The organism is Aeromonas sp. S8(2024), assembly GCF_041403085.1.
In the GTDB taxonomy this organism is placed as follows: Bacteria; Pseudomonadota; Gammaproteobacteria; order Enterobacterales; family Aeromonadaceae; genus Aeromonas; species Aeromonas dhakensis.
In genome coordinates this window covers 89,198-110,556 of the sequence record NZ_JBGLRF010000012.1, presented here as the reverse complement: position 1 = coordinate 110,556, position 21,359 = coordinate 89,198, and the positions used below count along the sequence as shown (strand labels likewise).

The 21,359-nt window shown below is 63.0% G+C and carries 18 protein-coding genes and 1 tRNA gene; 11 read left to right on the top strand and 8 right to left on the bottom strand.

The genetic code is table 11. The features are described from left to right. The first annotated feature begins 35 nt into the window (after positions 1-35). Positions 36-111: transfer RNA gene (locus tag ACB031_RS21085), tRNA-Val, on the top strand. 49 nt (positions 112-160) lie between these two features. Here the strand turns inward: ACB031_RS21085 and ACB031_RS21080 are convergent. Continuing rightward, complete coding sequence (locus tag ACB031_RS21080; protein WP_371140186.1) at positions 161-2,266, bottom strand: methyl-accepting chemotaxis protein; 2,106 nt, start codon at positions 2,264-2,266, stop codon at positions 161-163. A gap of 140 nt (positions 2,267-2,406) precedes the next feature. Here ACB031_RS21080 and nadA point away from each other — a divergent pair, with 140 nt between their 5' ends. Continuing rightward, a complete protein-coding gene (nadA, locus tag ACB031_RS21075; protein ID WP_010636195.1) occupies positions 2,407-3,480 on the top strand; it encodes a quinolinate synthase NadA in 1,074 nt (357 codons plus the stop codon). A gap of 70 nt (positions 3,481-3,550) precedes the next feature. On the opposite strand, the gene ACB031_RS21070 is transcribed toward nadA, so the two are convergent. Together ACB031_RS21070 and gap are read right to left on the bottom strand one after the other, a co-directional pair. Further along, a complete protein-coding gene (locus ACB031_RS21070; RefSeq protein WP_017781568.1) occupies positions 3,551-4,417 on the bottom strand; it encodes a D-hexose-6-phosphate mutarotase in 867 nt (288 codons plus the stop codon). 115 nt (positions 4,418-4,532) lie between these two features. Next, on the bottom strand, positions 4,533-5,528 hold the full coding sequence (gene gap / locus ACB031_RS21065; RefSeq protein WP_005304894.1) for a type I glyceraldehyde-3-phosphate dehydrogenase: 996 nt from the start codon (positions 5,526-5,528) through the stop codon (positions 4,533-4,535). A gap of 347 nt (positions 5,529-5,875) precedes the next feature. On the opposite strand from gap, the gene malQ reads away from it, so the two are divergent. The 4 genes from malQ (at position 5,876) to msrB (ending at position 12,915) form a co-directional block, all read left to right on the top strand. After that, complete coding sequence (gene malQ, locus ACB031_RS21060; RefSeq protein WP_371140185.1) at positions 5,876-8,065, top strand: 4-alpha-glucanotransferase; 2,190 nt, start codon at positions 5,876-5,878, stop codon at positions 8,063-8,065. Between the two features lie 82 nt (positions 8,066-8,147). Beyond that, the gene (glgB, locus tag ACB031_RS21055) at positions 8,148-10,325 is read left to right on the top strand and encodes a 1,4-alpha-glucan branching protein GlgB (RefSeq protein WP_258118759.1); all 2,178 of its coding nucleotides are present in this window, start codon (positions 8,148-8,150) and stop codon (positions 10,323-10,325) included. Continuing rightward, entirely contained in the window at positions 10,325-12,466 is a 2,142-nt protein-coding gene (gene glgX / locus ACB031_RS21050; protein WP_371140184.1) for a glycogen debranching protein GlgX, read from the top strand. Before glgB ends, glgX begins: the two co-directional genes overlap by 1 nt. 56 nt (positions 12,467-12,522) lie before the next feature. Further along, the gene (msrB, locus tag ACB031_RS21045; RefSeq protein WP_371140183.1) at positions 12,523-12,915 is read left to right on the top strand and encodes a peptide-methionine (R)-S-oxide reductase MsrB; all 393 of its coding nucleotides are present in this window, start codon (positions 12,523-12,525) and stop codon (positions 12,913-12,915) included. Between the two features lie 80 nt (positions 12,916-12,995). Here msrB and chrA read toward each other — a convergent pair whose 3' ends face one another. From chrA to ACB031_RS21030, 3 genes are all read right to left on the bottom strand, one after another. Beyond that, entirely contained in the window at positions 12,996-14,156 is a 1,161-nt protein-coding gene (gene chrA, locus ACB031_RS21040; RefSeq protein WP_371140182.1) for a chromate efflux transporter, read from the bottom strand. Between the two features lie 102 nt (positions 14,157-14,258). Further along, entirely contained in the window at positions 14,259-14,702 is a 444-nt protein-coding gene (locus ACB031_RS21035; RefSeq protein WP_017787592.1) for an NUDIX hydrolase, read from the bottom strand. 157 nt (positions 14,703-14,859) lie between these two features. Continuing rightward, positions 14,860-15,864: an NADP-dependent oxidoreductase gene (locus ACB031_RS21030; RefSeq protein WP_017787593.1), complete on the bottom strand. Its 1,005-nt coding sequence runs from the start codon at positions 15,862-15,864 to the stop codon at positions 14,860-14,862. Between the two features lie 204 nt (positions 15,865-16,068). Between ACB031_RS21030 and ACB031_RS21025 the strand changes: the two genes are divergently transcribed. The 3 genes from ACB031_RS21025 to ACB031_RS21015 all read left to right on the top strand — a co-directional run bounded on the left by ACB031_RS21025 (position 16,069) and on the right by ACB031_RS21015 (position 17,217). Then, complete coding sequence (locus ACB031_RS21025; protein WP_005304877.1) at positions 16,069-16,494, top strand: MarR family winged helix-turn-helix transcriptional regulator; 426 nt, start codon at positions 16,069-16,071, stop codon at positions 16,492-16,494. Positions 16,495-16,526: 32 nt separating this feature from the next. Continuing rightward, entirely contained in the window at positions 16,527-16,754 is a 228-nt protein-coding gene (locus ACB031_RS21020; RefSeq protein WP_005304875.1) for a hypothetical protein, read from the top strand. 145 nt (positions 16,755-16,899) lie between these two features. Beyond that, positions 16,900-17,217: a hypothetical protein gene (locus ACB031_RS21015; protein WP_005304873.1), complete on the top strand. Its 318-nt coding sequence runs from the start codon at positions 16,900-16,902 to the stop codon at positions 17,215-17,217. Between the two features lie 102 nt (positions 17,218-17,319). Here the strand turns inward: ACB031_RS21015 and ACB031_RS21010 are convergent, their stop codons facing one another. After that, entirely contained in the window at positions 17,320-17,796 is a 477-nt protein-coding gene (locus ACB031_RS21010) for an Lrp/AsnC family transcriptional regulator (protein WP_005304871.1), read from the bottom strand. A gap of 307 nt (positions 17,797-18,103) precedes the next feature. Further along, positions 18,104-18,727, bottom strand: coding sequence for a metalloregulator ArsR/SmtB family transcription factor (locus tag ACB031_RS21005; RefSeq protein WP_211048402.1), 624 nt, complete (start codon positions 18,725-18,727; stop codon positions 18,104-18,106). A gap of 153 nt (positions 18,728-18,880) precedes the next feature. Here ACB031_RS21005 and ACB031_RS21000 point away from each other — a divergent pair, with 153 nt between their 5' ends. Next, on the top strand, positions 18,881-20,122 hold the full coding sequence (locus ACB031_RS21000) for an MFS transporter (RefSeq protein WP_211048400.1): 1,242 nt from the start codon (positions 18,881-18,883) through the stop codon (positions 20,120-20,122). A gap of 379 nt (positions 20,123-20,501) precedes the next feature. Then, positions 20,502-21,323 (top strand): Cof-type HAD-IIB family hydrolase, encoded by an 822-nt coding sequence (locus tag ACB031_RS20995; protein WP_010636207.1) that lies wholly within the window; start codon positions 20,502-20,504, stop codon positions 21,321-21,323. Positions 21,324-21,359: the final 36 nt, after the last annotated feature.

Below are 21,359 nucleotides of genomic sequence, written 5' to 3'. Positions count from 1 at the left end.
AATCCAGCACGACCCACCATCATTTCAGAATCCCAGGTCGTTTAGCTCAGCTGGGAGAGCACCTCCCTTACAAGGAGGGGGTCACTGGTTCGATCCCAGTAACGACCACCAGATTGAAAAAGCCCGCAGCAATGCGGGCTTTTTTTATGGCTGTTTGGCGTCAGGTTCTCAGCCGCTCGAGCTGGTTGGCCAGCGCCGTCGCGGCCTGTTCCAGCTGCTCGCTCAGGCGGTGGCTGGCATTGGCCTCCTGCCCCAGAGTAGTGGCGGCATCGCCGATCCGCATCAGGTTCTGGTTGATGGTGTCGCTGACGGCGCTCTGCTGCTCGGCCGCCGTGGCCACCTGGCTGATGTGGTCGTGGATCTGCTGGATCTGGGTGACCACCTGGTTGAGGGCTTCAAACGCCTGCTCCGTCCCTTCTACCGTGCTGGCCGAACGGGCGATGCCGGTACTCATCAACTGCTGGCTGCTGCTGACTTCGGTCTGCAGGCTGCCGATGAGCTGACCTATCTCGTCGGTGGACTCCCGGGTCTTGTTGGCCAGGGCCCGTACTTCATCTGCCACCACGGCAAAACCGCGCCCCATGTCGCCGGCCCGCGCCGCCTCGATGGCCGCATTGAGCGCCAGCAGGTTGGTCTGCTCGGCGATGGCCCTGATCACGTCGAGAATGCGGCTGATATTGGTGCTGCGCTGGGCGACCTGGGCGACCGCCTTGTCGGCCTGATGCATGTCCTCGACCAGGGTGTGGATCTCGTTGCGGGCCCGGCTCAGGGTCTGCTGGGCCGTGCTTATGTGGTGGGTCGCCGTCTCAGACTCCTGGGCCGCCTGCTCCGCATAACCCGCCACGCTGACTGCCGTGGTGCTCATCTGATGCATGGCGCTGACCACGCTCTCCAGCTCCAGGCTCTGTTCATCCAAGCTGCTGCGCATGGTATCGGCCGTCTGCTTCATGCCGCTGGCCTGCTGGTGCACCTGCTGGCCGATCTGCTTGCTGCCCTGCACCATGCCGCGCAGCTTGCCGAGGAAGGCGTTGAGGTGGCTGCCCAGTTCGATCAGCTCCTGGTGGGTGTCTATCTTCATCTGCTGGGTCAGGTCTCCCTCGTGACTGGCGAGGTGAGACACATGGCGACTGATGAGGGAGAGGGGGGCCGTGATGCTCTGGATGAACCAGATGAGCAACGCCAGCGCCAGCAGGGTGACGACGACGATGGCGATCAACTGCTGCTGCTGGGTGGCCTGCAGCAGGTCGCCCAGCTGGTTGCTGATTGTGTTGGCCTGGCTGAGGGCCAGCGCCTTGGGCACCTTGATCATCAGCCACCACTGGCTGTCGGCGGCATCGATCCTGACCGGTTGCTGCAGGATGAAGTCGCTCTCCGTGCTCTGTGCCTGGCCGGTAGGGGCCGTGAGGCCGGCTTCCGTCAACGGCCGTCCCAGCTTGTCGGCGTGGCGGTTGCTGCCGACGATGAGCCCCATCTTGCTGACCAGGGTGACCTCGGCCTGGTTGTCGTAAAGGCTCTTGCCGAGGCTCTCGGCCAGTTGCTGGAAGATGGGGAGGTTCATGTCGACGCCGGTGATGCCGGCAAATTTGCCCGCCTTCAGGATGGGCACCGTCAGGCTGGTCATCAGCATCTGGTTGCCTGGGCTGATTTCGTAGAGATAGGGCTCCATCAGGCAGGGGCGCAGGGTGTCGCGGCCGCACAGGTACCACTCGCTGTTGCGAATGCCGAACTCGTTGACCGAGGTGTCGTATTTGGCGGCACTGCTGGCGGCATCCACCGGCTGCTGGGTGATCTGGCCCCCCTGATCCCGGGTAAAGTAAATCTCCAGGCTGCCCTTGCTGGCGACGGAGTGGGAGGCGCCAGCCATCCAGCTGGCATCCTGACCGTCATACCCGTCGGGCTCAAACTGGGCGTAGATGGAGCTGATACCGCCGGCCTGCTGCAGACGGCTGCGAAGCAGCATTTCGACCTGGGGGCGGCTCAGCAGCCCGTCAGGTTGTGCCATGCCGCCCTCCAGCTGGGCTGCCATGCCCAGCGGCACCTGATAGGACTGTTGCAGCAGGGTGGCTATCTGCACCGCATAGCGCTCGGCTTGAAATTGCAGGGTTCGGGATACCTCCTGCTCCAGCGCCTGGCGGGTCTGGCTCACTATGTCGTTGCGCAGGGAGTTCAGCGAGGAGGATTGCATCAGGGTCATGGCGAGGCCGCTGGCGATAAACAGACCCATGGTGAGCAGCAGCAGCTTGGTCTTGAGTGAACGTTGTTTCATCCGACAACTCCTTTGGCAAGAATGACAACGAATGACATGAGTATATTCGGACGCTTGCACGGCACCTGATTTGTTGATGGGTTTGTGCACGGCTTCTGGTTATAATTTTTGCCTTTCCAAGCGTTGATGGAACAGTCGCAATGAGCAATGCACTGAACAATGTCCCGCCGGTAGTCGAGATGGACTATCCGTTTCCGGCCAAGCCCCTTCCCCTGAGCGCCGAGCAGAAGACGACCCTGATCGCAGACATCAAGGCACTGCTCAAGGAGCGCAAGGCGGTGCTGGTCGCCCACTACTACACGGATCCCGAGATCCAGGCGTTGGCGGAGGAGACCGGCGGTTTCGTCGGTGACTCCCTCGAGATGGCCCGCTTTGGCCGCGATCATGAGGCGCAGACCCTGATCGTCGCCGGGGTGCGCTTCATGGGGGAGACCTCCAAGATCCTGAGCCCCCACAAGCGGGTGCTGATGCCGACCCTGGAGGCCGAGTGTTCCCTCGATCTGGGCTGCCCCATCGAGCAGTTCTCCGCCTTCTGTGACGCCCATCCCGATCACATCGTGGTGGTTTATGCCAACACTTCGGCGGCGGTCAAGGCGCGGGCGGACTGGGTGGTCACTTCCAGCATCGCGCTGGAGATCGTCGAGCACCTGGACAGCCAGGGTCACAAGATCATCTGGGGCCCGGACCGTCACCTGGGGGCCTATATCGAGAAGAAGACGGGCGCCGAGATGCTGCGCTGGCAGGGCCACTGCATCGTCCACGACGAGTTCAAGGCCCGCGCCCTGCGCGAGCTGAAGGAGCAGAATCCGGATGCCGCCGTGCTGGTGCACCCGGAATCGCCCGCCTCGGTGATCGAACTGGCCGATGCGGTGGGCTCCACCAGCCAGCTGATCAAGGCGGCCAGGGAGCTGCCCCAGCAGAAGCTCATCGTGGCGACCGATCGCGGCATCTTCTACAAGATGCAGCAGGCCTGCCCGGAGAAGGAGATGGTGGAAGCGCCGACCGGTGGCGACGGTGCCACCTGCCGCAGCTGTGCCCACTGCCCCTGGATGGCGATGAACGGTCTGGTGGCCATCAAGGAAGCCCTGACCGATGGCGTCGAGCGCCACGAGATCCATGTGGATGAGGCACTGCGGGTGAAGGCTCTGATCCCGCTCGACCGCATGCTTAACTTCGCCGCCGAGCTCAAGCTCAAGACCCAGGGCAATGCCTGATCACCAAGACAAACAGATGCAAAGAGGGCTCCCGCGGGAGCCCTCTTTATTTATCTGAACCTCATTCGGCTCAGATGATCACGGTGGAGAAGCTGTGCTCTTCATCCGGTGCAACGGTCACGCCTGTCTCGCTGGCGATGGCCGCTTCGACGCACAGCATGGTGCGATAGCCGTCATCGCTCATGTCGGCCATGGCACTCGCCCCTTCCAGCCAGGGGGTCCAGACCACTACGCTGTCGTGGTTGCCGCTGACTACCCGGGTCTGACGCTCGCCATCCTGGATGCAGACCTGGGCGTCTGGCTGCCAGTAGACCCGATCCAGCGGCCCGTTCAGGGTCAGGGCGCCCTGCTGCTGGCCATTCTGGCCGGTCAGCTTGTCGGCATAAGGCTCGCCAAGGCCGCTGACGCTCACTGCCTCCGGCGCGCTTATCTGCAGGTAGGTGTGCAGGGCACCGCCGTAGACAAGGGGCTCTTTACCGGTATTGCGGGTAGTCAGTACCAGGGCCAGCTCCTTGCCCACCAGTACGTCCAGCTCCAGCTCAAAAGCATGAGGCCAGAGCTGACGAGTGGCCTCGTTGTCACGCAGAGACAGATGGACGAGCGTACCGTCGCCGTGATCGGAGACGCCGTCCAGCGTCCACAGGCTGGTGCGGGCAAAGCCGTGGGAGGGCTTGCCGCTGCCGACGCGGGCCGGCGCCGGGCCAAACCAGGGCCAGCAGAGAGGAATGCCGCCGCGAATGGGCTTGCTGCCATCCAGCACAGCCTTGTCGCTGAGCCAGATGGAGGCGGGTTCATCATGGCGCTGATAGCTCAGTACGTGGGCGCCAAACAGGCTGATTTCTGCCTTGGCGTAGCCGTTGTCGACAGTCAGCAGCGGCTGGCCAGCCGGGTGGTGGCTGAGGGTACAGTGGGCAGTCAGAGTGCGTGTCGGTTGCATGAGGACTCCTGTGCTCGCGCACATTCAGAAGAGAAGGGTGGAATAATCCCGGTCCAGAATACAAAAAGGCGGCCCATGGCCGCCTTTTTCAAGCTACTTGATTGCTTATCCCAAATTACTTGGAGATGTGAGCGATCAGGTCCAGAACCTTGCTGGAGTAGCCCATTTCGTTGTCGTACCAGGATACAACTTTAACGAACTTGTCGGTCAGCTGGATACCAGCCTTGGCGTCGAACACGGAGGTCTGACGCTCGCCCAGGAAGTCGGTGGAAACCACTTCGTCTTCGGTGTAGCCCAGAACGCCCTTCATGGCGCCTTCGGAAGCAGCTTTCATCGCTTCGCAGATTTCTGCGTAGGTGGCCGCTTTCTTCAGGTTGACGGTCAGGTCAACAACGGATACGTCCGGAGTCGGAACACGGAAAGCCATACCGGTCAGCAGGCCTTTCAGTTCCGGGATAACGACGCCAACAGCCTTGGCAGCACCGGTAGAGGACGGGATGATGTTCTGAGCCGCGCCGCGGCCACCGCGCCAGTCTTTGGCAGACGGACCATCAACGGTCTTCTGGGTAGCAGTGGTAGCGTGAACGGTGGTCATCAGACCGGATTCGATACCGAAGGTGTCGTTCAGTACTTTGGCGATCGGAGCCAGGCAGTTGGTGGTGCAGGAAGCGTTGGATACGATGTCCTGGCCAGCGTAGGTAGCGTGGTTAACGCCCATTACGAACATCGGGGTAGCGTCTTTGGACGGACCGGTCAGTACGACTTTCTTGGCGCCGGCAGCGATGTGCTTGCGAGCGGTCTCGTCGGTCAGGAACAGACCGGTAGCTTCGGCAACAACGTCAACACCGATGGCATCCCATTTCAGGTTGGCCGGGTCACGTTCAGCGGTAACACGTACGGTTTTGCCGTTGACAACCAGGTTGCCGTCTTTGACTTCAACGGTGCCCTTGAAGCGGCCGTGAGTGGAGTCGTACTTCAGCATGTAAGCCATGTAGTCAACGTCGATCAGATCGTTGATACCAACAACTTCGATGTCGTTGCGCTCGCAAGCCAGACGGAAGACGAAGCGACCGATGCGGCCAAAACCGTTAATACCTACTTTGATAGTCATAATTGGTTACCTAACTGTTCAGTAGTCAAAGAAAATTCCGCTTGTAAATTTACTAGAACTCCCCCGCGAGTCAACCAACAATCTGTCTGAAATTGCGCTATATCATGAAAAACTGTGAAATTTATTTTCTGTTTATGTAACTGACTACCAGCTTTTGGCGAAATAACTATCGATTGAACCGGCGTGGCAGTTATCAACAATAGTGCCTACTCGGTCACACAACCAGCCAGACAGATGTGTAAAAATGTGCGCGGTTTAGCATGGCCCATAGAGCCACTGTTCAAGTACCACCCATAAAAATTAATCAAAATAGTATAGATAGAATCCACAGCGGGAATTCTCAAACTATGACCACCCTGATTGAACAGCTGGCTGCCGCTAAAGGTATCGCCAGCGAGTATGTTGATGCCTGGGGCTACCCGGCTCAGGTATCCGAAGAGAGCAAGGCCGCCATGCTGGGCGCCATGGGTTATCGCGTCGACGACGAGGCTGCCCTGACCGAGCAGCTTGAGCAGGAGCACCGCCAGCACTGGCTGCGTGCGCTGGATCCCGTGATGGTGGTCCGCAGCGGCGAGCCCATTACCCTCGAAGTCCGTCTGCCCATCGAATTCGTCAACGACGCCCTCACCTGGCAGCTCAAGCTGGAGCAGGGCGGCCTGTTGTCCGGTCAGTTCACCCCCATCGACGGTGAGCTGGTCGGCGTGGCCGAATTCGAAGAGATGGAGTGCCAGGCCTATCGCGTGGCCCTGGATGTGCAGCCCGAGCTGGGTTATCACGATCTGATCCTGCTGGAGGAGGGCAACGACGAGCCGCTCGCCAGCATGCGCCTCATCGTCGCGCCCAAGGCGTGCTACAAGCAGCCTCCCATTGCCAATGGCCGCAAGGTGTGGGGCCCGAGCGTGCAGCTCTACTGCCTGCGCAGCCGCCACAACTGGGGCATCGGCGATTTCAGCGATCTGGGTCAGCTGGTCGAGAAGATGGCCGCCTGGGGCGCCCACTTCGTCGGCCTCAACCCGATCCATGCCCTCTATCCGGCCAACCCGGAGAGCGCCAGCCCCTACAGCCCCTCGTCCCGGCGCTGGCTCAACGTGGCCTATATCGATGTGGAGGCCGTGCCCGAATTCCAAGGGAACGCAGGTCTCAAGGCGGAAGTGGCAAGCGCCGCCTTCCAGCAGCATCTGAGCGAGCTGCGTGCCAAGGGCAACGTGGATTACACCGGCGTCATCGAGACCAAACTCGGCATGCTGCGTCAGGTGTTCGATCAGGCGAGCCTCGGCGCCGAGCGTCAGGCTGCCTTCGATGCGTTCGTCGCCGCCGGCGGCGACAGCCTGCAACAACAGGCCGCCTTCGATGCCCTGCAAGCCCACTTCTATGCCAAGGGCGAGAATGCCTGGGGCTGGCCGGTGTGGCCGGAGCCGTTCCGCGACTACCACAATCCTGAAGTGGCGGCCTGGATGGCCGAGCACCGCCAGGACGTGAATTTCTACCTCTATCTGCAGTTCCTGGCCGACGAGCAGCTGGCCCGGGCCGACGCCCGTGCCAAGGCGGCCGGCATGGTGATGGGGATCTACCGCGATCTGGCGGTGGGCGTCTCCGAAGGCTCCACCGAGATCTGGGCCAACCGGGATCTCTACTGCCCGAAAGCCTCGGTCGGTGCGCCGCCCGATATCCTGGGTCCGCTCGGCCAGAACTGGGGTCTGCCCCCCATGAACCCGAACCAGCTGTTCGAGGCAGCCTACCAGCCCATGGTGGATCTGTTCCGCGCCAACATGCGCTCCTGCGGCGCCCTGCGCATCGACCACGTGATGGCCTTGCTGCGCCTGTGGTGGGTGCCGCCCGGAGAGTCTGCCGCCAAAGGCGCCTACATCTATTACCCGGTCAACGATCTGCTCGGCATCCTGGCCCTCGAGTCCCACCGCAACCAGTGTCTGCTGATCGGCGAGGATCTCGGTACCGTGCCGGAGGGGATCGATGTGACCCTCAAAGAGAACGGCGTCCACTCCTACAAGGTGTTCTTCTTCGAACGTTCCAAGGCCGATGGCGGCTTCATCTCCCCGGCCCACTATGCCGAGCAGGCGATGTCGGCGCTGACTACCCACGACATGCCGACCCTCAAGGGCTTCTGGCATTGTGACGATCTGGCGCTGGGGCGCGAGCTGGGCTTGTATCCGGATGAAGACGTGCTCAAGACCCTGTATGCTGATCGCCACCAGGCCAAGCAGCGCATTCTCGACAGCCTGCACGGCCACGGGGTGATCTCCGGCAACATCAGCCACGACGTGAACTGGGTCGGCATGAACACCGAGCTCAACCACGGTCTGCAACTGCACATGTCTCGCGGCAGCTGCGCCCTGTTCAGCACCCAGCTGGAGGATTGGCTGGAGATGGACAAGCCAGTCAACGTGCCGGGCACCAGTTACGAGTACCCGAACTGGCGCCGCAAGCTCTCCACCGATCTGGAGGATATTTTTGCCAATGAGGCGCTCAAGGCGCTGGCAGGCAAGATGAGCCAGGCCCGTGACGAGGCCAGTCGTTGAGCCACTGCCGACAAAACGTGACTCACTTACATCCGCTTCGGCCCAGGCCGGAGCGGATGCTCAGCTATGAAAGGAAATCTCGATGCTCGTTGAACGTTTGGTTGCAGCCCGCTGTTCCGATCCCTTCTCCCACTTAGGCCTGCAGGCCAATCCGGATGGGCCCGGCCTCAAGCTGACCGTCTGGTTACCCGATGCCCAGGCCGTGAGGGTCAGGGATCTCAAGTCGGGCAAGATTGTTGCCACCCTGGCGCCCACCGATGATTCGGGCCTCTTTGAAACTGTTTTCACCCGCCGTAAAAATCCCTTCCCCTATCAGTTGCTTGCCGACTATCCAGATGCCACCGTCGAGGTCATCGACCCCTATCAGTTCCAGGATGCGGGCTGGGCCGGGTTGGCAGAGCTCACCTACCAGCCGGAAAACCTCTACCACACGCTCGGTGCCCAACTGCGCACAGTGGAGCATCTGGACCAGCGAGTGGAAGGGGTGCGCTTTGCGGTCTATGCGCCGAGCGCCACCGCGGTGAGCCTCATCGGCGATTTCAACTTCTGGGATGGCCGTCGTCACCCGATGCAGCGCAGCCAGTGCGGTCACTGGGTGCTGTTCGTGCCGGGCCTAAAGGCCGGGGATCGCTACAAGTTCGAACTGAAAGACCCCATGGGCAACCGGCTGCCGCACAAGAGCGACCCGGTGGGTTTCTACTGCGAGCAGTACCCCTCGTTCGCCTCCGTGGTCTATGACCACGACCAGTACCAGTGGCAGGATGCTGCCTGGCGCGAGAGCCAGCTGAACGACAAGCGTGAGCAGCCGCTCTCCATCTACGAGTTGCACGTCGGCTCCTGGAAGCGCCACCCCAACGGTGACAGCCTGAGCTGGCGCGAGCTGGCGGTGGAGCTGGTCGATTACGTCAAAGAGATGGAGTACACCCACATCGAGTTGCTGCCGGTCTCCGAGCACCCGTTCAGCGGCTCCTGGGGCTACCAGCCGGTGGGCATGTTCTCCCCCACCAGCCGCTACGGCACGGCTGATGATTTCAAATACTTCGTGGATCAGTGCCACCAGGCCGGGATCGGCGTGATTCTGGATTGGGTGCCCGCCCACTTCCCGTCCGATGCCCACGGTCTGGCTCGCTTCGACGGCACTCCGCTCTACGAGTACGAGGATCCGCGCCGCGGCTGGCATCCGGACTGGAACTCCTACATCTATGACTTCGGTCGCAACACGGTGCGCCAGTTCCTGGTGGCCAGCGCCCTGTTCTGGCTCGACAAGTTCCATGTTGACGGCCTGCGGGTGGATGCGGTGGCCTCCATGCTCTATCTGGACTATTCCCGCAACGAGGGGGAGTGGGTACCCAATGTCGATGGCGGCAACCACAACTACGAGGCGATCAGCCTGCTCAAGTGGACCAACGAGGAGGTGTACGGCAAGTACCCCCACGCCATGACCATCGCCGAGGAGTCCACCGCTTTTGCCGGGGTCTCCCGTCCCACCTTCCTGGGCGGTCTGGGTTTTGGCTTCAAGTGGAATATGGGCTGGATGCACGATACCCTCACCTACATGCAGAAGGAGCCCATTCACCGTCGCTACCATCACAACGACATGACCTTCTCCATGGTGTACCACTATGACGAGAACTTCATTCTGTCGCTCTCTCACGACGAGGTGGTGCACGGCAAGCACTCCATGCTCTACAAGATGCCGGGGGACGAGTGGCAGCAGGCGGCCAACCTGCGCGCCTACATGGGCTTCATGTATGCTCATCCCGGCAAGAAGCTCAACTTCATGGGCACCGAGATCGCCCAGAGCAACGAGTGGAATCACGATGCCCAGCTGCCCTGGCACCTGCTGCAGTATCCCAAGCATGGCGGCCAGCAGCGACTGATCCACGACCTCAACCACCTCTACCGTCATGAAGCTGCCTTGTATCAGGCGGACTATGAGCAGAACGGCTTCCGCTGGCTGGATCACAACGACGCCGACAACAGCATCTTCGCCTGGCTGCGGGCCGACAAGCAGGGAGCCAACCCGCTGGTGGTGGCCTGCAACTTCACCCCGGTGCCGCGTATCGGTTATCGTCTCGGGGTGCCTGCGGCCGGTCACTACCGGGTGGTGCTCAACACCGACAGCGAGCATTACTGGGGCAGCAACTATGATGTGGGTCTGGTGTTCGTCGCCGAGCCGACCCCCTGGCAGGGGATGGCGCACAGCATAGTGCTGGACTTGCCGCCGCTCGCGACCTTGTTCATCAAACAGGAGCCTTGATGTTTGCAATGGAAAAGGGGCAGGACTACCCGCTGGGAGTGCTGCTCGACAAGACGGGTTGTCACTTCTGCGTCTGGGCACCGCAATCGGACAAGGTGGAACTCTGCCTGTTCGATGAGCAGGAGCGGGAGCTGGCCCGTCTCGAGCTGCCCGGCCGACGCGGCCAGTATCGCTTCGGCTATGTGCGCGGGGTTCGGGCCGGCCAGCGTTACGGCTACCGGGTGCACGGCATCTCCCAGGAGGGGATGCTGTTCGACCCGGACAAGCTGCTGATCGACCCCTATGCCAAGGCACTCAGCCGCCCCACCTATTGGGACGATGCCCTCTATCAGGGGGACAGCGCGGCCATGGTGGCCAAATCGGTGGTGGTGGATGACGCATTCGACTGGCAGGGGGTGGGCAAGCCCGCCATCGAGCCGGCGCGCACCGTCATCTACGAGGCCCACGTCAAGGGCCTCACCCGCCAGCATCAGGGGGTGCCGAGCGAGTTGCGCGGCACCTATCTGGGGATCTGCCACCCGCTCATCATCGAACATCTCAAGTCCCTCGGCGTTAGCGCGGTGCAGCTGATGCCGGTGGCGGCCTTCATGTCCGAGCCCAGGCTCGAGCAGTTGGGGCTCACCAACTACTGGGGTTACAACCCCATCGCCTTCTTCGCCCCCGAGCCGCGCTATGCGGCTCAGGAGGCGGTGACCGAGTTCAAGACCATGGTGCGCGAGCTGCACAGGGCCGGGCTCGAGGTGATCCTGGACGTGGTCTACAACCACACCGCAGAGGCGGGCTTCGACGGCCCAGTGCTCTCCTTCAAGGGTTTTGACAACGCTGGTTACTACGCCTTCGAGGCGGGGGCCCACGGCCCCGATTACACTCGCCACGCCAACGTCACCGGTTGCGGCAACAGCGTCAATCTGGATCACCCCAACAGCCTGCGGCTGGTGCTCGACGCCCTGCGCTACTGGGTCACCGAGATGCAGGTGGACGGCTTTCGCTTCGATCTGGCGGTCACCCTGGCGCGCGAGGCGGGGGAGTTCGACCCCATGGGGGCCTTCTTCAAGGCCATGATGGCGGATCCCGTGCTGGCGCGGGTCAAGCTCATCGCCGAACCCTGGGATATCGGCCCCTTCGGCTATCGGCTCGGCCAGTTTCCGAGCCAGTGGCTGGAGATCAACGACCGCTACCGCGACACGGTGCGTGCCTTCTGGCGCGGCGATGCGGGCAAGATGGGGGACTTTGCCACCCGGCTGGTGGGTTCAAGGGATCTGTTCCCGAAGAACTGGCGTTCCCCCCATACCAGCGTCAACTACCTCTGCTATCACGATGGCTTCACCCTGGAGGATCTGGTCTCTTACAACCAGCGCCACAACCAGGCCAACGGCGAGGACAACCGGGACGGCCACGGCAACAACCTCTCCTGCAACCACGGCGTCGAGGGGCCGACGCTCGACCCCAGGGTGAACAACCTGCGCCAGCAGCAGAAGCGTAATCTGATCGCCACCCTGCTGCTGTCGCAAGGGACACCGCACTTCCTCGCCGGCGACGAGATGGGCCGCAGCCAGCTTGGCAACAACAACGCCTACTGCCAGGACAACCAGATCAGCTGGGTCAACTGGCAGTGGCGACCGGAGGACGAGCGGCTGCTCGCCTTCACCCAGCAGATGATGGCGCTGCGGGCGGAGTCCACCGTCTTCTCCAACCTGCAGTTGAGCGACGACAGCTGGAATGGCGCCCCCAGCAGCTGCCACCAGGTCAACTGGTATCACCCGGATGGCCATCAGCTCACCGATCAGGACTGGCACGCCCCCATGGGGCAGGCCTTCGCGATGGACATTGGCATGATCGGCTGCGGCGGGGAGCGCTGGTTCGTGCTGTTCAACGCCAGCGACTACGACATCCAGTTCCGCCTGCCGCCGCCGGGGGATGGCATGGAGTGGATCCAGACCATCGACACCGCCACCAATGACGGCTTGCCGTTCCTGCCCGACGACATCAAGCGCCAGGTGGCGGTGGGCCGGGCCCATTCCCTCAAGCTGCTGGAGCGGGTAGCCCTGAGTGCGGTGGCGCTGGCGGAGGAAGAGGCGCTGGCCACTGCGGATGTTGTCGCCGTGTTGCCAACGGGATCACAGTTCCCGCTGGCGGGGTAGAGTGCGGCGCCCTGACTGGGTATGCTGGGCACCGTTATTCACGGCAAGGAGTCAGTATGAGCGGTAACACCCCCAACCCCGAGCAGTGGCGCCAACAGTTGAGCGCCGAGCAGTATCATGTCTGCTGGGAGAAGGGCACGGAGCGTCCCTACAGCGGCGCCCTGCTCCACAACCGCAAGAGCGGCGACTACCTGTGCGTCTGCTGCAAGAGCGTGCTGTTTCACTCGGATGCCAAGTTTGATTCGGGCTGCGGCTGGCCCTCGTTCGATCGGGCCATCGAGGGGACCGTGACCTACACAGAGGACAACAGCCACGGCATGAAACGGGTGGAGATCACCTGCAGCCAGTGCGGCTCCCACCTCGGTCACGTCTTCCCGGACGGGCCGACCGAGACTGGCCAGCGCTACTGCGTCAACAGCCTGAGCCTGGACTTCGATCCCGAGCCCTGAGCCTGGCGATCGACATGCATGCAAAAACGGCCCCCTGCCTTGGCAGGGGGCCGTTTCTTTGTGGTCGCCGCCTGGGGCGCTCAGGCCAGCAGCAGGGTGGCTCCCATCAACAGGGTCGCCAGCGCCAGGATGGGCAGCCTGAGTGACCGCAGCAGGTAGAAGCCGACGGCGGCCAGCGCCAGATCGGTGGGGGCCAGCACGGCGCTCTGCCAGACTGGCTGATAGAGCGCCGCCAGCAGCAGACCCACCACGGCGGCGTTGATGCCGGCGACGGCGCCGGCGAGGCGAGGGTGGGCCAGCCAGCTCTGCCAGCAGGGGCCCATGGCCCACAGCAGCAGAAAACCGGGCAGAAACAGCGCCAGGGTCGCCAGCAGAGCGCCGCCCAACGGGGTGGCCGGCAGCAACTGGGCGCCGAGGTAGGTCGCCAGGGTGAACATGGGGCCGGGCACCAGCTGGGCCAGGCTGTAGCCGGTCAGGAGCTGCTGCTGGCTGAGACTGTGCCCCGCGCTCTCCGCCAGCAGGGGCAGCACCACGTGGCCGCCGCCAAACACCAGGCTGCCGGCCCGGTAGAAGTCGGCGACCAGCTGGCCGACGGGGCCCCCCAGCAGCGGCAGGCCGACAAACAGCAGGGCGAACAGCAGCAGGGTGGGCCAGTGGGGTCGGCTCACAGTGCCGGCAGACGACAAGGGAGTGCCGCTGTGGTCTGCCTGGCGGGCACAGAACAGGGCGGCGCCCGCCAGCATGACGAGCTGGGTGAGCAGGCCGGGTTGCCACCAGAGGGCGGCCGCGGTGGCGACCATGATCCCCTGGCTCTGCGTTGTCTTGCAGAACTGGCGGCTCATGGTGAGCACCGCATCGGCGACCACCACCAGCGCCAGCAGCTTGAGGCCGTGCAGGGCGGCATCGAGCCAGACGTTGTTGCCGAGCTGGCCGAGACCAATGGCGGCGGCCAGCAACAACAGGAAGGAGGGGAGGGTGAAGCCGGCGAAGGCGGCCAGCGCTCCGCCAAGCCCGGCCCGCTGGCGGCCGATGGCAAAGCCGAGCTGGCTGGAGGCGGGGCCCGGCAGCAGCTGGCAGAGGGCCAGCAACTGGGCGAATTCGGCCTGGGTCAGCCAGCCCAGCCGCTCGACGAAGGTGCGCTGGAAGTAGCCGATATGGGCGGCCGGCCCACCAAAGCTGATGCAGCCCAACCACAGAAATTGCATGAATACCTGTCCCACCTCGTCGCTCTCCTCGCACATCCCATCAGACGGTGGAGATGATATGACAAAGTGGTGACTTTTTTATGACAAATCAGGGGGCTACTTGCAGGTAGCCGCGCCTTGTCAGCCGGCAGGCAATGATCACTCCGTCGGTTGGTCTAGTTGTGGCAGATAGCAACGGCCAGCAAGCCAGCAGGCGATGGACTGGCGGCTGGCATCGAAGTGAGGCTCTGGCAGATTGCGCGGGTCGCACCAGATCCAGCCTTCGCACTTCTCAGGCTCCAGCAGCTGGGGCTCTCCCTCTACCTCGGCCAGCAGGGTGACCGAGACATAGTGCAGGCCGCTCTCACGCCAGGTCTCCAGGTTGTTGGTGACGGCGATGACGCTGGGGTTGCTGATCCGAAAACCCGTCTCCTCGGCCACTTCCCGGATCGCTGCCGATTCGAACGTCTCTCCCAGCTCCAGATGACCGCCGGCGATGGACCAGTAAGGGGCGTGGCTCCCCTTGCGCTTGCCAAGCAGCACCTGGCCCTGGCGGTTGGTCAGTATCACGCCGACACCGACGCGGGGATAGGGAGTTGACATAAGAAGGGCTCCTTGCAGGGATGACGCGGGACAAGCAGGGAACCCATGAGCGGCTCCTTGCACAAACGGCGAATTGCACCATAAAAAACGGGCCCACCTTAGGTCGGATGGGCCCGTCATGCAAGCAGTCTGCGGCGTCAGGCGCCAGTGCGGAGGATCACCCCAGCTTGACCAGCATCTTGCCGGTGTTGCGCCCCTCGAACAGTCCGATGAAGGCCTGCGGCATGCTGGCGAGCCCCTGATAGACGGTCTCCTCGGCCTGCAGGGTGCCGGCGTCGAAGGCCGGGGTCACTTCGGCCAGAAACTCGCCGTAGTGCTGCCAGTGATCGAACACGATCAGCCCCTGCATGGTGAGGCGCTTGCGGATCACCTGGGAGAGGTTGCGCGGCCCGCTCGCCTCGCTCTGGCCGTTGTACTGCTCGATGAGCCCGCACATCACGATGCGACCGTGCACCACCATGTGGTTGAGGGCGGCGTCCAGCATGGCGCCCCCCACGTTCTCGAAGTAGACGTGGATCCCCTCCGGTGCCAGCCGGGCCAGCTCGGTATCGAGATCCGGAGTCTCACGGTAGTTGATCACCTCGTCGGCCCCCAGGCTCTTGAGGTAGGCCACCTTGTCGGCCGACCCGGTGGAGCCGATGACGCGGGCCCCCGCCCGTTTGGCAAGCTGCACCACCATGGAGCCGACGGCGCCGGAGGCGGCCGACACCAGCACGGTTTCACCGGCCTGCAGTCTGGCGATGCGGTTGAGCCCGGTCCAGGCGGTCATGCCCGGCATGCCGAGGGCGCCGAGAAAGCGCTGGGGCGGCAGGCGGGTGTCGGGCAGTCTGGTCAGCTGGGCGCCGTTGGCGACGAAGCGATCGCGCCAGCCCAGCATGCTGCTCACCCGGTCACCCACCGCGAAATCCGGGTGGCGCGAGGCCTCCACCACGCCGATGGCGCCGCCATCGAGGGGGCCGTTGAGGGGGAAGGGGGGCACATAGCTCTTGGCCTCGCTCATGCGACCGCGCATGTAGGGATCCACCGACAGCCACTGGTTGGCGACCTGCACCTCGCCCTCCTGCAAGGGGGGCAGCGGCACCTCGACCAGGGCGAAGTCGGCGGCGGCGGGCAGGCCGACCGGGCGGCGCAGCAGTTGGATTTGATGGCTGGTGGCATTCATGGCGGTTCTCCCGTTGAATCTGGTGCAAGCCTCGCCGGCGACGGGCCGGGCCCTGTGTGTCGGCGGCGCTGGATGATTTTGTTTGCGTGCAAACTAAAATCAGGTTAATCCTGAAACGGAGGGCTGACAACTGTTTTGTGTGCAAATTATTCAGCCCCTAATGCTCCTGGGGTATACTGGCCCCAGTCGTCAGCGAGGTGCCCCATGAGTGAATTGAAAAAGCAGGTCTGTTTTGCCCTCTACAGCGCCTCCAATGCCGTGATGCGGGCCTACCGACCGCTGCTGGACAAGCTGGATCTCACCTACACCCAGTATCTGGTGATGCTGTCGCTGTGGGCGCGGGACGAGGTGAGCCTCAAGGAGATAGGCCAGGAGACCGGGCTGGATGCGGGTACCCTGACCCCCATCGTCAAGCGGCTGGAGAGCAAGGGCTGGCTGACTCGCACCGTCTCCCGCGAGGATGAGCGGCAAAAATGCATTCGTTTGACCGAGGCGGGCCGCCAGTTGCAGCAGGAGGTGCAGGGCTGCTGTCTGGCAGACAGCTTGCGCAATCAGGTGGATCTGGCCGATGCTGAACTGGCCCAGCTCAAGCAGCTCTGCGATCGCATCTCGGCCCAGCTGGGGCGTTGAGTTCGACCGACCATCCGTCTGAGGAGCCCTCCATGAGAATCTTGTTGCCCCTGTTTGCCCTGTTGCTGGGTGCCTGCAGCACCAGTTCCCACTCCCCGTCGATGGCCATCGACGATGCCGATGCCTGGCAGGCGATCTGCAAGGATGGCACCCGGGTGAGGGCCGTGGTGGAGGAGGGGATCTGCGCGGATCATCGCGGTGTTGCCATGTGGACGAATAAGCCAAGGGCCGCACGGATGGCAGAGGAAGCCGCCAAATAGTGTGATCCAGACGCCATAAAATGACACGACCGGCCGACTGGCCGGTTTTTTTCGCGATCCCGCCGGCACTTTGCCACCTTGTTCATGGTGCGCTCAGTTTTCTCTTCCCATACTGGCCCTACAGTTCCAAAAGAGGAGAGACGAGATGCAATCATCGTTGGTTGGGCTCTCCATTCTGTGGGGGCTGGCCAGTTTTGGTGTTCAGGGGGATTTCATCGAGAGCCGTGATTCCGTTGCGCCATCCTGGCAAGCCGAGTCCAGAGTGGAGATGGAAGGTTATCTGATCGAGTCGCTGGGGGAGGATCGCTGGCTGTTCGACAACGGCAGCGAGAGTCTGCTGGTCTCCCTGCCCCAGGGGCAGTGGGTGCCGACCGGCGAGCGGCTGCGGGTCAGTGGTGAGCCGCAGCAGGAGCAGGCCGGCTGGCTCCTGCAGGTGCAGGACGTGAGCCAGGTGGCGGTCTGAGTACCCTGCCTGCTCCAGCAGTTTGAACATGTAAAAAGAGGAGGCCCTTGGGCCTCCTCTTTGTGATCTCGTTGATCTCGCGCTGATCTGAGCGGCCGGCAATCAACCCAGGTGGTTGAGCGGCAGCGCCGTCTTGTGCTTGATCCGGCGCAGCACGAAGCTGGATCGCACTCCGGTCACCCCCGGAATGTGGGTCAGCTTGTCCAGCAGGAAGTGCTGATAGTGCTCCATGTCCCGCACCACCACCTTGAGCTGGTAGTCGGCGTCGTTGCCGGTGATGAGGTCGCACTCCAGCACCTCCGGCAGTTCGCTGATGGCCCGATCGAAATTCTCGAACCGCTCCGGGGTGTGCCGATCCATGGAGATATGAATGTAGGCGGTGAGGGTCAGCCCCAGCTGGCGGGCGTTGAGCAGGGTGACGTGGGTGTCGATGAGACCGGCATCTTCCAACGCCTTGACCCGGCGGGAGCAGGGGGAGGGGGAGAGTCCGACCAGCTCGGCCAGCTCCAGGTTGCTGATGCGGCCATTCTCCTGCATCAACTCCAGAATATGCCTGTCAATGCGATCAAGTTTCAGCATTCTCCGTTCCTCGTTGCAATTACTAATTCACTTTTTCTAGATTAAGGGTGAACTATTGCAAAAACAACTGAAAATACATGCTACTTCGCAACCACTCACCGGGCCGGCAGGGGTACCATGGTTACATCTTCCGGTGGCAAGACAGAAACCCAACCCGGTCTCTGTGGCAAATGACTTTACCGGGTCAAGAGCCCCATCAGCCGTCTCACCTTATCGGGCTACGACGGGCTGGAACGAGGACATCCCCTCCCCGAAGGCAACAAAGCAGGCATCCCGGCGCCTGCTTTGTTGTTTTTGTGCGCGGCGTTCAGCCCTGCTGCGACTTGATGCGGTAGAGGCAGCGGTGATCCCCTTCCAGCAGATACTGTTCCCGTTCCACCTCGGCCGGCGCCAGCAAGCGGCGAAACAGCACCAGCTCGCTGCGACAAAAGCCCCGGCAGGCGCTCGCCGCCGCGCAGATGGGGCAGTGACTCTCCCACAGCAGCCAGCTGCCATCCTCCTCCTGACGCAAGTCAGCCATATAGCCCTCCCGGCAGCGCAGCTCCTTGAGCCTGGCCAGCCGGTCGGCCAACGCCGGCTGGTTCAGCTCGGCCTGATAGCGGGCGAGCTGCTGCTGTTCCCGCTGATCGATCAGCCGCTCCATGCCCACCGCGCCAAACAGCTGCTGGATGTTGTCGATAAGCTGCAGGGTCAGCTCGCTGTGGCTGTCGGGGAAGCGCTGCCAGGCCTGCTCGGTCAGGTGCCACAGCCGCACCGGTCTGCCGCGCCCGCGGGCCTCGTCGTTGAAACTCACCCAGCCGTCGGCTTCCATCGTCATCAGGTGCTGGCGGGCGCCCATGGAGGTCATCTGCAGCTGCTCCCCCAGCTCGGCGGCACTCTGGGGGCCTTGGGTCTTCAACAGGTGCAGTATCTTGTCGGTGCTGGCATTCATGGGGCGGCTCTCGTGATCGGCTGGGACGCCAGAGGGGTGGCGCTCAGGTATCCATTATGGGGAGAGGGATTTTTTAAATCAACAATTCACTTTACTTAATCCCGTTCACTGGTCAACATAAATAAACCAATAACTTTATTTAATGAGGCGAACATGGAGAGGATCAAGGGACAGGCCAGCCTGTGGGTATTGGTGATGACGGTGACGCTGGCGGTGGCGGGCTTCAGCCTGCCATCTCCGGTGCTGGCGCCGCTGTTGCTGGATCCGGCCCAGGGCATGCTGACGCCGGAAGCGTCGGACTGGAGCCGCAAGGTGTGGCTGGGGGTCATCATGGGGCTCTATCCGTTGTTCCAGCTGGTGGGTTCACCCTGGCTGGGCAAGCTCTCCGATCGCCATGGCCGCAAGCCGGTGCTGACCCTCTGTCTGGTGGGCGTGCTGGTGGGCTATGCCCTGATGGCGCTGGGGATCGCCTGGCGTTCCTTGCCACTGCTGTTGCTGAGCCGGGTGGTGGAGGGCTTCTTCAACGGCGACATCGCCATCGTGCAGGCCATGGCGGCCGACATGAGCACCGCCAAAACCAAGGCACGCAGCTTCGCCTGGATCAACATCGGCATGAACCTGGGCTGGGTGGTGGGCCCCATGATCGGCGGCTATGCCGCCGTGGTGTCCGGTGATTACAGCCTGGCGGCCTGGCTGGCGGTGGCCATGACCCTGGTCAACCTGCTGCTGGTGCTCTGGCTGCTGCCCAATCGACCGGCAGAGGTCCGCAGTGAGCAGCCGGCACCGGCCCTCTCTTCCCGTCAACTGTTACTGCAGCCGGTGCTGCTGCCCTACTTCGTGCTGACCCTGCTCAGCTACGGCGCGGTGCAGCTCTATTTCACCTACTTCAACGTCTGGCTGGTGGAGCGGCTGGCCTGGGATCCGGTGCAGTTGGCACAGGCCGCCGTGCTGGTGAGCGTGCCCATGATCGCGGGATCCTGGCTGGGCTCCCGTCTGGCTCGCTATTGGCGCGGCAGTTCCCTCGGGATCGTCGGTCATCTGGTGATGGCGGCTGGCATGTTGCTCTTCATCCTGCCCAGCCACTGGTGGGGGCTGGCGCTCACCTTCATCCCGGTCGGCATCGGCATGAGCCTGGGGGAGCTGGCCACCTCGGTGGCCGTCTCCAACCGCAGCCATGCCGAGCAACAGGGGCAGGCGATGGGGCTCTATCGCGGGCTGGCTGTGGGCAGCGAGATCCTGGCGGTGGCGGTCGGCAGTCTGGTGCTGCTGGCGGGCACCGAGTGGCCCTTCTATCTGGCGGCGCTGTGCGGTCTGCTCTGCGCAGCCGGCTTCTATGGCCTGCGCCGGGCGGCGGATCGGCGGCAGCGGTTCGACGCCCAGGTGGAAGCCGGCTGACGGGATCACAGAACGAGACGGAGGGGGCTGCCGGCGCTTGCATCGTGGCGCCGACTCTGGGACGGTATGGCTCTTTGCTTCGCTTGCCCGATCGCCCGGTGCTCCCTTGCTTCATCTGTACCTTGCGATGCTCAGCCCTTGGCGGTGGCATGAATCGTTATCAGGCCCTGGCGTTGGAAGCGGGTAGGTATGGCGCCGCATTCGTTTCGACACGCCTGGCGGTGGCATGAGTTGTTATCAGGCCCTGGCGTTGGAAGCGGGTAGGTATGGCGCCTCATTCGTTTCGACACGCTTGGCGGTGATATGAGTTGTTATCAGGCCCTGGCGTTGGAAGCGGGTAGGTATGGCACCGCATTCGTTTCGACATTTTGGAGGTGATATGAGTCGTTTTCAGGCCATTGCGTTGGATATGGATGGCACTCTGCTGACCCGGGATCACAAGATCTCGTCCGCCACCCGGGCCGCGCTGGCCCAGGCCCGCGCCCACGGCATCAAGGTGCTGCTGGTGACCGGGCGCCACTTCATGACAGCCCGCCCCTTCCATCACGAGCTGGCCCTCGACACCCCCATCATCTGCAGCAACGGCGCCTACCTCTATGATCCGGTGCAGGAGAAGATCCTGAGCGGGGATCCGCTGGCGGTATCCCCCCTCGGCCGGCTGCTGGCCGAGGTGCAGGCGCACCAGATGGGGGCCCTGTTCCACCTCGACGAGGGGATCGGCTACCTCGGCTGCGAGGAGCATGTGACCCGGATGCGCCACTGGTCGGCGGCCCAGCCGGATCATCTCAAGATCTCCCTGCTGCCGGCGGAGGATCTGGCGAGCTGGCTCAGCCGGCCGGTCTGGAAGCTGGAGCTGTTCAACCAGGATCCCGCCCTGCTTCATCACTTCATGGCAGAGGTGGTCGCGCAGCTGCCCTTCACCTGCGACTGGGCGGCGCCCTATGCGGTGGAGCTGGTGCAGCCCGGCTGCAGCAAGGGTAACCGGCTGGCCCAGTGGGCCGCGAGCGAAGGGATCGCGATGGAGAACGTGGTGGCGTTTGGCGACAACAACAACGACATCAGCATGTTCGAACAGGTTGGGCTGGCGGTGGCCATGGGCAACGCGGCGTCACAGATCCAGGCGCTGGCGGATCGGGTGACCGCCGATCACAACGAGGACGGTATCGCGCTGGCGCTGCAGCGCTGGGTTCTGCCCGCCTAGGGGGGCAGAAACAGAGAGGGACAGAAGCAAAAAGGG

Bases quoted from the DNA above. Each gene is read 5' to 3' on its own strand.
- ACB031_RS21080 (WP_371140186.1), bottom strand. From the start codon at position 2,266: ATGAAACAACGTTCACTCAAGACCAAGCTGCTGCTGCTCACCATGGGT.
- nadA (WP_010636195.1), top strand. From the start codon at position 2,407: ATGAGCAATGCACTGAACAATGTCCCGCCGGTAGTCGAGATGGACTAT.
- ACB031_RS21070 (WP_017781568.1), bottom strand. From the start codon at position 4,417: ATGCAACCGACACGCACTCTGACTGCCCACTGTACCCTCAGCCACCAC.
- gap (WP_005304894.1), bottom strand. From the start codon at position 5,528: ATGACTATCAAAGTAGGTATTAACGGTTTTGGCCGCATCGGTCGCTTC.
- malQ (WP_371140185.1), top strand. From the start codon at position 5,876: ATGACCACCCTGATTGAACAGCTGGCTGCCGCTAAAGGTATCGCCAGC.
- glgB (WP_258118759.1), top strand. From the start codon at position 8,148: ATGCTCGTTGAACGTTTGGTTGCAGCCCGCTGTTCCGATCCCTTCTCC.
- glgX (WP_371140184.1), top strand. From the start codon at position 10,325: ATGTTTGCAATGGAAAAGGGGCAGGACTACCCGCTGGGAGTGCTGCTC.
- msrB (WP_371140183.1), top strand. From the start codon at position 12,523: ATGAGCGGTAACACCCCCAACCCCGAGCAGTGGCGCCAACAGTTGAGC.
- chrA (WP_371140182.1), bottom strand. From the start codon at position 14,156: ATGTGCGAGGAGAGCGACGAGGTGGGACAGGTATTCATGCAATTTCTG.
- ACB031_RS21035 (WP_017787592.1), bottom strand. From the start codon at position 14,702: ATGTCAACTCCCTATCCCCGCGTCGGTGTCGGCGTGATACTGACCAAC.
- ACB031_RS21030 (WP_017787593.1), bottom strand. From the start codon at position 15,864: ATGAATGCCACCAGCCATCAAATCCAACTGCTGCGCCGCCCGGTCGGC.
- ACB031_RS21025 (WP_005304877.1), top strand. From the start codon at position 16,069: ATGAGTGAATTGAAAAAGCAGGTCTGTTTTGCCCTCTACAGCGCCTCC.
- ACB031_RS21020 (WP_005304875.1), top strand. From the start codon at position 16,527: ATGAGAATCTTGTTGCCCCTGTTTGCCCTGTTGCTGGGTGCCTGCAGC.
- ACB031_RS21015 (WP_005304873.1), top strand. From the start codon at position 16,900: ATGCAATCATCGTTGGTTGGGCTCTCCATTCTGTGGGGGCTGGCCAGT.
- ACB031_RS21010 (WP_005304871.1), bottom strand. From the start codon at position 17,796: ATGCTGAAACTTGATCGCATTGACAGGCATATTCTGGAGTTGATGCAG.
- ACB031_RS21005 (WP_211048402.1), bottom strand. From the start codon at position 18,727: ATGAATGCCAGCACCGACAAGATACTGCACCTGTTGAAGACCCAAGGC.
- ACB031_RS21000 (WP_211048400.1), top strand. From the start codon at position 18,881: ATGGAGAGGATCAAGGGACAGGCCAGCCTGTGGGTATTGGTGATGACG.
- ACB031_RS20995 (WP_010636207.1), top strand. From the start codon at position 20,502: ATGAGTCGTTTTCAGGCCATTGCGTTGGATATGGATGGCACTCTGCTG.